Here is a 10,935-nt window from a genome sequence, read left to right as displayed (position 1 = left end):
CCGCGATGGCCGCCGCCGACTGGTGGCGCGGCGCCGCACGCGAACAGGCGGTCGCGCGATGAGCGGCGGCGCGCGATCGAACTCCCGCGGCGGGGGAGCGGAGGGCGTCTCCCCGGCGCGCCGCGTCGCCTTCGAGGTGCTCGAGGCCGTGCGGACCGACGAGGCCTACGCGAACCTCCTGCTGCCCACGCGCATCAGCAGGGCCGGCCTGAATCGCGCCGACGCGGCCTTCGCGACCGAGCTCACCTACGGCACCCTGCGCATGCTCGGTTTCTACGATCTCGTCCTCGAGCTCGCGGCCGACCGGCCCACCTCGAGCATCGACCCGGCAGTGCTCGACGTGCTGCGGCTCGGGGTGCACCAGTTGCTCGCGACCCGGGTGCCGACGCACGCGGCGGTCTTCGAGCAAGTGGCGCTCGCCCGCAAGGTCGCTCCGAAGGCCGCAGGATTCGCCAACGCCGTGCTGCGCACGGTCTCGCGCACGTCGGCCGACTCCTGGCGCGAACTCGTCGGAGCGGGAGCCAAGGACCGCGACGACCGTCTCGCCCGGCTCTCGAGCCACCCCGCGTGGATCGTGCGCGCCTTCCGCGCCGCGCTCGCCCGTGAGGGTCGCGAGTCCGAGCTCGAGGCGCTCCTCGAGGCCGACAACGACTCGCCCCGGGTCAACCTCGCGGTGCTTCCGGGCTTCGACGACGCCGACGCAGAGACGGTCGGCGGCGTCACGCTCGAGCCCGACCGCTACTCGCCGATCGGCGCGGTCACCGATGACCCGATCGGCGTCGCGCGATCCTCGGGCGGCCGCATCCGCGTTCAAGACGAGGGCTCGCAGCTCGCGGCGCTCGCCCTCACTCGTGCCACTCCCATCGCACCGGGGGAGCGCTGGCTCGACCTCTGCGCCGGCCCTGGCGGCAAGACCGCGGTGCTTGCCGCCGAGGCGCTCGGCGGCGGCGCGGGGGTCGTCGCGAACGAGGCGGTGCAGGCGCGCGCCGACCTCGTGCGCAATGCCGTGGCCGGAGTGCCGATCGAGGTCGACGTGCGGGTCGGCGACGGCCGCGAGCTCGACCTCACCGCGCTCGGCGCCCCCGACGGCTTCGATCGCATCCTCCTCGATGCCCCGTGCACCGGCCTCGGCGCTCTCCGTCGCCGGCCCGAGGCGCGATGGCGCAAGTCGCCGGCGGATGTCGCCGAGCTCACGAAGCTCCAGGGCGACCTGTTCGACGCCGCGGTCGGGGCGCTCGCGCCCGGCGGCATCCTCGCGTACGTCACGTGCTCCCCGCACACCGCCGAGACGCACGGCACGTTCGGCGCGGCGCTCGCCCGGTGGGGCGATCGCGTCGAGCAGCTCGACACGCGAGCGGTGGTGGTGGCGTTGTCGCGGCATCCGCTCGACCTCGACGGCGACCCCCGCACCGTGCAGCTCTGGCCGCACCGGCACGGCACCGATGCGATGTTCATCGCCCTCGTCCGGCGCACGGGCGCCGATTCCCCTGTCGCCGATGCCACCGTCGCCGATCGATAGGGTGAATCCATGACGACGCGGATCAACCCGAGCATCCTCGCTGCCGACTTCGCGAACTTCGAGCGCGAGCTCGGCCGCATCGCGAGCGCCGATCTCGTGCACGTCGACATCATGGACAACCACTTCGTGCCGAACCTCACGTTCGGCCTGCCGATGGTGGAGCGGCTCCAGCAGGTCTCGCCCATTCCGCTCGACGTGCACCTCATGATCGACGACCCCGAGCGCTGGGCGCCGGGATATGCCGAGGCGGGTGCGTTCTCCGTGACGTTCCATGTCGAGGCCACGGCCGACCCCGTCGGGCTCGCCCGCCGACTGCGAGCGATCGGCGCGCGCGCCGGCATCGCCCTGAAGCCGGGCACCGAGGTGGAGCCGTACCTCGAGCTGCTGCCCGAGTTCGACCAGGTGCTCGTGATGACCGTCGAGCCGGGCTTCGGCGGCCAGTCGTTCCGGCCCGAGACGATGCCCAAGCTCGAGCGCGTCGCCGACTCGGTGCGCGCAGCGGGCCTCGACGTGTGGCTGCAGGTCGACGGCGGCATCTCGCTCGAGACGATCGGCATCGCCGCCGCAGCGGGAGCGAACACGTTCGTCGCCGGGTCGGCGGTCTTCGGCGCGGATTCACCGGCCGAGCAGATCGAGGCGCTGCGCAGGGCCGCGTCCGTTCACCCCCACGTGCACCGGTAGCCTAGACGGGTGAAGACATTCGACGATCTCTTCGTCGAGCTCAGCGAGAAGGCCCGCACCCGCCCAGCGGGGTCCGGCACGGTGCGCGAGCTCGATGCGGGCGTGCACGCCATCGGCAAGAAGATCGTCGAGGAGGCCGCCGAGGTCTGGATGGCCGCCGAGTACCAGAGCGACGAAGAGACCGCTGAAGAGATCTCGCAGCTCGTCTACCACCTGCAGGTGCTCATGCTCGCGAAGGGCCTCGAGCCCGCCGACGTGTACCGACATCTCTGATCCCGCCGCTCATGCCCGATCAGAACCGTCGACACGACAGTGTTGCCAGAAACATAAGGCAGGAAATGCTCCGAATCGCCGTGCCCAACAAGGGCTCGCTCTCCGAGACCGCCGCGCAGATGCTGTGGGAGGCCGGGTACACCGGCCGCCGCGACCCGCGCGACCTGCACACCGCCGACCCGCGCAACGGGGTCGAGTTCTTCTACCTCCGCCCGCGTGACATCGCCACCTACGTGGGCTCCGGCGCGCTCGACGTCGGCATCACGGGTCGCGACCTCCTGCTCGATTCCGGGTCGGATGCCGCCGAGATCGCCTCGCTCGGATTCGGCGACTCCACCTTCCGCTTCGCGGGGCCGGCGGGCGACTTCACCGAGCTCGCGCAGCTCGACGGAGTGCGGGTCGCCACGAGCTATCCCGGCCTCGTCGGCGGGTTCCTCGCGGGCCACGGCGTGACCGCGAATCTCGTCAAGCTCGACGGAGCGGTCGAGTCGGCCGTGCGACTCGGCGTCGCCGATGCCGTCGCCGACGTGGTCTCCACCGGCTCCACGCTCCGCCAGGCGGGCCTCGAGATCTTCGGCCCGGTCATCCTCGAATCCGAGGCGGTGCTCATCGGCTCCGGCGTCGAGCGGCCGGGCACCGACACCCTCGTGCGCCGTCTCCAGGGCGTCCTCGTCGCCCGCCAGTACGTGCTCCTCGACTACGACGTTCCGGTCGAGCACCTCGAACGCGCCACCGCCGTGGCGCCCGGGTTCGAGTCGCCGACCGTGTCGCCGCTGCACGATCCCGAGTGGGTCGCGGTGCGCGTCATGGTCCCGCGCGTCGACATGAACCACGTGATGGACGAGCTCTACTCGCTCGGCGCACGGGCGATCCTCGTGAGCGCGATCCACGCGGCACGGTTGTGAGGTGACGGGGTGTCGCTAGCCGTCCGCGTGATCCCGTGCCTCGATGTGGCTGCCGGCCGCGTCGTCAAGGGCGTCAACTTCCAGAACCTCCGCGATGCAGGAGACCCCGTCGAGCTCGCTGCCCGGTACGCCGATCAGGGCGCCGATGAACTCACGTTCCTCGACGTCACGGCGACCGTCGACGACCGCTCCACGACCTACGAGATGGTGCAGCGCGTGGCCGAGCAGGTGTTCATCCCGCTCACGGTGGGCGGCGGCATCCGCTCGGTCGACGACGTCGCGCGACTGCAGGGGCACGGCGCCGACAAGATCGGCGTGAACAGCGCCGCGATCGCGAGGCCGCCGCTCATCGGCGAGATCGCCGACCGCTTCGGCGCGCAGGTGCTCGTGCTCTCGCTCGACGTGAAGCGCTCGCAGCGCACTTCCTCCGGATTCGTCGTGACGACGCACGGCGGCCGCACCGAGACCGACCTCGACGCCCTCGAGTGGGCGCGACGGGCCATCGAGCTCGGCGCCGGGGAGCTGCTCGTCAACTCGATCGACGCCGACGGCACGAAGGCCGGGTTCGACCTCGAGCTCACGGCGCTCATGCACGAGCTCGCGAGCGTGCCCGTGATCGCCTCAGGCGGCGCCGGACACGTCGGCGACTTCGCACCGGCGATCGCAGCCGGAGCCGACGCGGTGCTCGCGGCATCCGTGTTCCACAACGGCGAGGTGACGATCGGCGAAGTGAAGGCCGCCCTCTTGGCCGACGGAAGGATCGTGCGATGAGCGAGCCCGGCGACGAGGAACTCGAGCGCGACGAAGAGCCGTGGACCGACGGAGCGACGGCGATCGACCGAGCGGCGTTCACCGCCGACGGGCTCCTCCCGGCGATCATCCAGCAGTGGGACACGGGTGAGGTGCTCATGCTCGGCTGGATGGACCGAGAGGCGATGCGCCGCACCCTCACCGAGGGGCGAGTGACCTTCTGGTCGCGTTCGCGCCAGGAGTACTGGCGCAAGGGCGACACCTCGGGGCACGTGCAGTACGTGCGGTCGGCGGCGCTCGATTGCGATGCCGACACCCTGCTCGTGCAGGTCGAGCAAGTCGGTGCGGCTTGTCACACGGGTACCCGGCGCTGCTTCGACGGCGACCCCATCGCGGTCGTCCAGGGCTTCGCGCCGGCAGACTGACGACGAGGAGAGACCGTTGGCCGACGCCACCACCCGTTTCGAGGACTTCACCGCGCTCCTGGCCGGCCGACGGGTCGTGCCCGTCGTGCGCGAGCTCTTCGCCGACGGCGAGACACCGGTGGGCATCTACCGCAAGCTCGCGGGCGGTCGTCCCGGCACCTTCCTCCTCGAGTCCGCCGAGCAGGGCGGCATCTGGTCGAGGTACTCGTTCGTCGGCGTCTCGTCGTACGGGGTGCTCACCCAGCGCGACGACGACGTCGAGTGGCTCGATTACGGACTCCCGGCCGAGCGCGCGCTCGGCGATGCCGCCGGCCTCGCGCCCCTCGCCGCCCTCGAGGCGCTCTACGAGCGGTGGCGCACCGAAGACGTTCCGGGCGCGCCCCCGCTGACCGGAGGACTCGTGGGCTTCATCGGCTGGGAGGCGATCCGCCAGATCGAGCGCCTGCCGAACCGGCCTCCCGCCGAGTTCTCGATGCCCGGCCAGGCGTTCGCCTTCGTCTCCGAGCTCGTCGTCATCGACCATCGCACCGGGACCGTGCAACTCATCGCCTCGACCCTCAATGACGACGTCGATGCTCCCGAACGGCTCTGGGCCGACGCGCAGGAGCGCCTCGACCGGATGCAGCGCGACCTCTCCCGGCCGTCAGAGGCCTGGCTCGCCGAGATCGACCTCACTCGCGCCGCCGATCCGGTGCACCGCACCGAGAAGGCCGACTTCCTCGCCGCCGTCGAGCGGTCGAAGGAGTACATCCGCGAGGGCGACATCTTCCAGGTGGTCATCTCGCAGCGCTTCGAACAGGAGGCGACGGCGCATCCGATCGACGTGTACCGGGTGCTGCGCAGCCTCAACCCGAGCCCCTACATGTACCTCCTGCACCTCGAGGACGCGACCGGGGAGTCGTACTGGATCGTCGGCTCGTCGCCCGAGGCGCTCGTGAAGGTGCAGGACGGGCGCGTGTTCACGCATCCGATCGCCGGTTCGAAGCCGCGCGGGGCGACTCCCGAGGAAGACGCCGACCTCGAAGCAGAGCTCATCGCCGACCCCAAGGAGCAGGCCGAGCACCTCATGCTCGTCGACCTCGCGCGCAACGACCTCGCGAAGGTGTGCACGGCGGGCTCCGTCGAAGTGACCGAGTTCATGCGGGTCGAGCGGTTCAGCCACATCATGCACCTCGTCTCCTCGGTCGAGGGCGACCTCACGCCAGGCGCGAACGCGGTCGACGTGTTCCGGGCCGCCTTCCCGGCAGGCACACTCTCGGGTGCGCCGAAACCGCGCGCCCTCGAGATCATCGACGAGCTCGAGCCCGCCCAACGCGGCCTCTACGGGGGAGTGGTGGGCTACTTCGGGTTCGGCGGAGACGCCGACCTCGCGATCGCCATCCGCACGGCGACCATCGCGGGCGGCGTCGCCCGGGTGCAGGCCGGCGGCGGACTCGTCGCCGACTCGGACCCAGAGTCCGAGTTCCGCGAGTCGCAGAACAAGGCCGCCGCTCCGCTCCGAGCCGTCGCGGTCGCCAACGCGATGCGACGGGTGGAGTCGTGAACGCCTCGCGCATGAAGTCGCCCGCGATCATCGCGACGATCGTCGGCGCGGGTCTCACGCTGCTCTCGTGGAGCCAGACCTGGTTCGACCTCCGCCTCGCCGACGGGGCAGGAGCCGGCACGCCCGCCGACGCCATCCCCGTCGCTGGAAGCATCGCATCGCCCGCTCTCGCTGCACTCTCACTCGCGGGGCTCGCACTCGTCGCCGCGCTCGCGCTCGCCGGCCCAGGCCTCCGCATGGTGCTCGGCGTGCTCGAGGTGCTCCTCGGCGCGTCCATCGTGTTCGCCGCGTCGACCTCGATCGGCGATCCGGTCGCGGCCGTGTCGCCGGCGGTGACGGATGCCACGGGCGTCTCGGGCGCCGGGCCGACCGCCGAGCTCCTGGCATCCGTCACCGCATCGGCTTGGCCTGCCGCAGCGATCGCGGGCGGAGCGCTCGTGGTGCTCGCGGGCGTCGTCGTGCTCGCGACGGGCACGAAGTGGCCCGCCTCCTCGCGCCGGTACCGCGGCGTACGGCTCGCCGAGACCGACGACCACGCCGAACCCGCGCCTCGAGCGGCCTCGGACCGCGCCATCGACGACTGGGACGAGCTCAGTCGCGGCGACGACCCCACGGGGTGAGCGGAGGCCGCGCGGAGCCGGTAGCGTCGCCTCGCGCGGAGCTGATCGCGCGCTGGTTCCCCGATTCTCAGCGGCAAGTCCGCGCCCGGTAGACTTGCCGTCGAATCTTGCAACGAAGGAGCATCATGAGCACTGAGACCGACGATCCCGGCCACGGACACTCGCCCGCGGCGTGGACCTCCGTCACGATCATGCTCATCGCCTTCGTGATCGGCACGGTCGCCTTCTTCCTCGACGTGCAGTGGCTCGTCTGGGCTTCGGCGGTGCTGCTCGTCATCGGTCTCGTGGTCGGCTGGGTCCTCGCGCGCGCCGGCTACGGCGTCGGCGGCGAGAAGGTCACCACGAAGGTGCACTGAGACGTGCTCTCCGAACTGACCGCGAACGCGGTCGCCGACTCACTCGTGCGCCGTGAGGCGCGCCCCCTCGCCGAGGTCGAGGCCGCCGCGCTCGTGCGCCCGCCCGCGCTCGACGCGCTCGAGGCGCTCCGGCCGTCGTCGCACGTGAAGGTGATCGCCGAGATCAAGCGGTCGAGCCCGTCTCGCGGCGCGCTCGCGACGATCGGCGACCCGGCGGCACTCGCGCGCAGTTACGAGCTCGGCGGCGCGAGCGCGATCAGCGTGCTCACCGAGGGGCGCAAATTCGGCGGATCGCTCGACGACCTCGAGGCGGTGCGTGCGGCGGTTGCCCTGCCCATCCTGCGCAAGGACTTCATCGCGACGCCCTACCAGGTGCTCGAAGCGCGCGCCGCCGGCGCCGACCTCGTGCTCCTCATCGTCGCGGCCCTCGACGACCGTGAGCTCCGAGAGCTCTACGACCTCATCATCGAACTCGGCATGACGCCCCTCGTCGAGACCCACTCGGCCGAGGAGCTCGACCGAGCCGCGGCGCTCGGTGCCCGGCTCATCGGCGTCAACGCCCGCGATCTCTCGACCTTCGAGCTCGATCGCGACCTGTTCGGCCGTCTCGCCGCTCGCTTCCCCGCGGGCACGATCCGCGTGGCCGAGTCCGCGGTGAAGTCTGCCGACGATGTCGCCCACTATCGCGCAGCGGGCGCCGACGTCGTGCTCGTCGGCGAAGCCCTCGTGACGGGCGACCCGATTGCCAACCTCTCAGCTTTCCTGGCGGTGTGACATGGCGCTCAGAGCGCAGACCGGTCCGTACTTCGGCGACTTCGGCGGGCGATTCGTGCCCGAGTCGCTCATCGCAGCACTCGACGAGCTCGGCGAGGCCTACGACCTCGCGAAGCTCGACCCCGGATTCGGAGCCGAGCTCGCCGAGCTCGGCCGCAGCTACACCGGACGCCCGTCGATCATCACCGAGGTGCCGCGATTCGCTGCGCACGCGGGCGGTGCCCGCGTCATCCTGAAGCGCGAAGACCTGAACCACACCGGCTCGCACAAGATCAACAACGTGCTCGGCCAGGCGCTGCTCACGAAGCGCATCGGGAAGACCCGCGTGATCGCCGAGACCGGCGCCGGCCAGCACGGTGTCGCAACGGCGACGGCCGCCGCGCTCTTCGGCCTCGACTGCGTCATCTACATGGGCGAGGTCGACACCGAGCGCCAAGCGCTGAACGTCGCCCGCATGCGCCTGCTCGGCGCCGAGGTCGTCGCGGTGAAGGCGGGTTCGCGCACCCTGAAAGACGCGATCAACGAGGCCATGCGCGACTGGGTCACGAACGTCGCCACGACGAACTACATCTTCGGCACGGTCGCCGGTCCGCACCCGTTCCCCGAGATGGTGCGCGACTTCCAGAAGATCATCGGCGAAGAGGCCCGCCAGCAGGTGCTCGACCTCACGGGTGCGCTGCCGACCGCGGTCGCCGCGTGCGTCGGCGGCGGCTCGAACGCGATCGGCATCTTCCACGCGTTCCTCGACGACACCGACGTCGCCCTCTACGGCTTCGAGGCCGGCGGTGAGGGCGTCGACACCGAACGCCACGCAGCGACCATCACGCGCGGCCGCCCGGGCGTGCTGCACGGCGCCCGCAGCTACCTCCTGCAAGACGACGACGGCCAGACGATCGAGTCGCACTCCATCTCGGCGGGCCTCGACTATCCGGGTGTCGGCCCAGAGCACTCCTGGCTCTCGGCGATCGGGCGGGCGACCTACCGGCCGGTGACGGATGCCGCTGCCATGAACGCGCTGCGCCTGCTCACCCGCACCGAGGGCATCATCCCCGCGATCGAGTCGGCGCACGCGCTCGCGGGCACCCTCGAGCTCGGACGCGAGCTGGGCCCCGACGCGACGATCCTCGTGAACCTCTCGGGCCGCGGCGACAAAGACATGGACACGGCGGCGACGTACTTCGAGCTCTACGACCAGGAGAACCCCAAGTGAGAACCGCTGGTCCCGTCATCCGCCGGCGCAACGACGAGGCGAATGGCGCGCTCATCGGCTACCTGCCGGTCGGATTCCCCACCCTCGACGAGAGCGTGGAGGCTGCTGTCGCGCTCGTCGAGAACGGCGTCGACGTGCTCGAGCTCGGCCTCCCGTATTCCGATCCCGTCATGGACGGACCGGTCATCCAGGCCGCGACCCAGCAGGCGCTTGCCAATGGTTTCCGCCTCACGCATGGGTTCGAGGCGGTGCGCCGCATCACCGAGCGCACGGATGCCCCGGTGCTCATCATGACCTACTGGAACCCGGTGGTGCAGTACGGCGTCGACCGGTTCGCCGACGATCTCGCCGCCGCCGGGGGAGCGGGGCTCATCACGCCCGACCTCATTCCAGACGAAGCGGGCGAGTGGATCGCCGCAGCCGAGCGCACCGGACTCGACCGCGTCTTCCTCGCCGCGCCCACGTCGAGCGACGCCCGCATCCGGCGGGCCGTCGATGCGAGCCGCGGTTTCGTCTACGCGGTGTCGACGATGGGCATCACCGGAGCCCGCACCGACGTCGACCAGGCGGCGCGCCAGCTCGTCGCACGCCTCTCCGACGCGGGCGCCCCGGCGAGCTGCGTCGGTCTCGGCATCTCGACCGCGGCCCAGGTGGCCGAGGTGCTCGAGTACGCCGACGGTGCGATCGTCGGCTCGGCCCTCGTGAACGCACTCGCGACGGGCGGCGTTCCCGCGGCCGGAGCGCTGGCCGCGGAGCTGGCGCGCGGCACCCGTCGCGAGTGAAGTACGCTGACTGAGGCCCTCGCGGCCGTCGGCTTCATGAGGAAAGGCAGCAGCCCGAGTGATCGCAGCGTTCAGCATCCCGAGCCCCGAATGGGACGGCTTCGAGATCCCCATGCCCTGGGGCACGGTGTCGATCCGCGCCTACGCGCTCTGCATCCTGCTCGGCATCGTCCTCGCGACGATCATGACCTCGCGTCGCCTCACGAAGCGCGGAGCCGAGCCGGGCATCGTGCTCGACATCGTGCTGTGGGCGGTTCCGCTCGGAATCATCGGCGCGCGGCTGTACCACGTGCTCACGCACCCCGGTGACTACTTCTACGAGGGCGCGAACGTCTGGAATCCGTTCGAGCCCGGTGCGATCTGGAACATCTGGGAGGGCGGCAACGCCATCTACGGCTCGCTCATCGGCGGCGCGGTCGGCGCGTACATCGGATGCCGTATGACCGGCATCCGCTTCTGGTCGTTCGCCGACGCACTCGCGCCCGGCCTCCTCCTCGCGCAGGCCACCGGCCGGCTCGGCAACTGGTTCAACCACGAGCTGTACGGCCTGCCGACCGACCTGCCATGGGGCCTCGAGATCTCGGCCGACAACGCGCAGTTCCCCGCTGGGCTCGAAGACGGCACGCTGTTCCACCCGACGTTCCTCTACGAGATCGTCTGGAACCTCGCCGGCGTCGCCCTCATCCTCTTCCTCGAGCGCAAGGTCAACCTGCGCTGGGGCAAGGCGTTGGGCGTCTACCTCATCTGGTACGGCCTCGGTCGCTCGTTCTTCGAGTCGATCCGGGTCGACCCGAGCGAGATGTTCCTCGGCATCCGGGTCAACGTGTGGGCGTCGTTCGCGGCCATCCTGCTCGGCATCGTGATCTTCGTAGTACAGAGCCGAAGGCACACCGGCGACGAGCCGACGCCCTACGAACCTGGCCGTGAATGGAAGGGCGCCGACGCTGAGGTAGACTCGGACGAAACCGAGTCCGACTCCGACTCTCTCGACGATGACGTCGAGGGCGGGAACGACACGGGCGAGACCGCAGCCACAAGCTCGAGCCGGTCACCCTCACCATAGGACGCCCATTCACCACGTTCACCGAACGCGACGC

At 70.7% G+C, this 10,935-nt stretch carries 13 protein-coding genes; all 13 read left to right on the top strand.

Going from position 1 to position 10,935, the window contains the following annotated elements; all coding sequences use genetic code 11:
- Nucleotides 1–58 precede the first annotated feature (58 nt).
- Nucleotides 59–1,519 carry an RsmB/NOP family class I SAM-dependent RNA methyltransferase gene (locus ESP51_RS12505; RefSeq protein ID WP_129521231.1) on the top strand — a complete coding sequence of 487 codons (1,461 nt, stop codon included), beginning with the start codon at nucleotides 59–61 and terminating at the stop codon, nucleotides 1,517–1,519.
- A 9-nt stretch (nucleotides 1,520–1,528) separates the two neighbouring features.
- Nucleotides 1,529–2,200 carry a ribulose-phosphate 3-epimerase gene (gene rpe / locus ESP51_RS12500; protein WP_129521230.1) on the top strand — a complete coding sequence of 224 codons (672 nt, stop codon included), beginning with the start codon at nucleotides 1,529–1,531 and terminating at the stop codon, nucleotides 2,198–2,200.
- Nucleotides 2,201–2,209: 9 nt separating this feature from the next.
- Nucleotides 2,210–2,473 (top strand): phosphoribosyl-ATP diphosphatase, encoded by a 264-nt coding sequence (locus tag ESP51_RS12495; RefSeq protein ID WP_129521229.1) that lies wholly within the window; start codon nucleotides 2,210–2,212, stop codon nucleotides 2,471–2,473.
- A gap of 65 nt (nucleotides 2,474–2,538) precedes the next feature.
- Nucleotides 2,539–3,378, top strand: a complete 840-nt coding sequence (hisG, locus tag ESP51_RS12490) for an ATP phosphoribosyltransferase (protein WP_129521228.1) — start codon at nucleotides 2,539–2,541, stop codon at nucleotides 3,376–3,378.
- A 9-nt stretch (nucleotides 3,379–3,387) separates the two neighbouring features.
- On the top strand, nucleotides 3,388–4,149 hold the full coding sequence (hisF, locus tag ESP51_RS12485; RefSeq protein WP_129521227.1) for an imidazole glycerol phosphate synthase subunit HisF: 762 nt from the start codon (nucleotides 3,388–3,390) through the stop codon (nucleotides 4,147–4,149).
- Nucleotides 4,146–4,553, top strand: coding sequence for a phosphoribosyl-AMP cyclohydrolase (gene hisI / locus ESP51_RS12480; RefSeq protein ID WP_129521226.1), 408 nt, complete (start codon nucleotides 4,146–4,148; stop codon nucleotides 4,551–4,553). The genes hisF and hisI overlap by 4 nt, the downstream gene beginning before the upstream one ends.
- A 16-nt stretch (nucleotides 4,554–4,569) precedes the next feature.
- On the top strand, nucleotides 4,570–6,096 hold the full coding sequence (locus ESP51_RS12475; RefSeq protein ID WP_241843145.1) for an anthranilate synthase component I: 1,527 nt from the start codon (nucleotides 4,570–4,572) through the stop codon (nucleotides 6,094–6,096).
- Complete coding sequence (locus ESP51_RS12470) at nucleotides 6,093–6,716, top strand: Trp biosynthesis-associated membrane protein (RefSeq protein WP_129521224.1); 624 nt, start codon at nucleotides 6,093–6,095, stop codon at nucleotides 6,714–6,716. The genes ESP51_RS12475 and ESP51_RS12470 overlap by 4 nt, the downstream gene beginning before the upstream one ends.
- Before the next feature lie 125 nt (nucleotides 6,717–6,841).
- Entirely contained in the window at nucleotides 6,842–7,072 is a 231-nt protein-coding gene (locus tag ESP51_RS12465; RefSeq protein ID WP_129521223.1) for a DUF6704 family protein, read from the top strand.
- Between the two features lie 3 nt (nucleotides 7,073–7,075).
- Nucleotides 7,076–7,846: an indole-3-glycerol phosphate synthase TrpC gene (gene trpC / locus ESP51_RS12460; protein WP_129521222.1), complete on the top strand. Its 771-nt coding sequence runs from the start codon at nucleotides 7,076–7,078 to the stop codon at nucleotides 7,844–7,846.
- Nucleotide 7,847: 1 nt separating this feature from the next.
- A complete protein-coding gene (gene trpB, locus ESP51_RS12455) occupies nucleotides 7,848–9,056 on the top strand; it encodes a tryptophan synthase subunit beta (RefSeq protein ID WP_129521221.1) in 1,209 nt (402 codons plus the stop codon).
- Nucleotides 9,053–9,838 carry a tryptophan synthase subunit alpha gene (gene trpA, locus ESP51_RS12450; RefSeq protein ID WP_129521220.1) on the top strand — a complete coding sequence of 262 codons (786 nt, stop codon included), beginning with the start codon at nucleotides 9,053–9,055 and terminating at the stop codon, nucleotides 9,836–9,838. The genes trpB and trpA overlap by 4 nt, the downstream gene beginning before the upstream one ends.
- Before the next feature lie 112 nt (nucleotides 9,839–9,950).
- Nucleotides 9,951–10,901, top strand: a complete 951-nt coding sequence (gene lgt, locus ESP51_RS12445; RefSeq protein ID WP_129521232.1) for a prolipoprotein diacylglyceryl transferase — start codon at nucleotides 9,951–9,953, stop codon at nucleotides 10,899–10,901.
- Nucleotides 10,902–10,935: the final 34 nt, after the last annotated feature.

The sequence above is a fragment of the Agromyces albus genome (assembly GCF_004134825.1).
Lineage (GTDB): Bacteria > Actinomycetota > Actinomycetes > Actinomycetales > Microbacteriaceae > Agromyces > Agromyces albus.
Note: the sequence above shows the minus strand (reverse complement) of the source record. Positions and strands in the feature narration are given on the sequence as shown.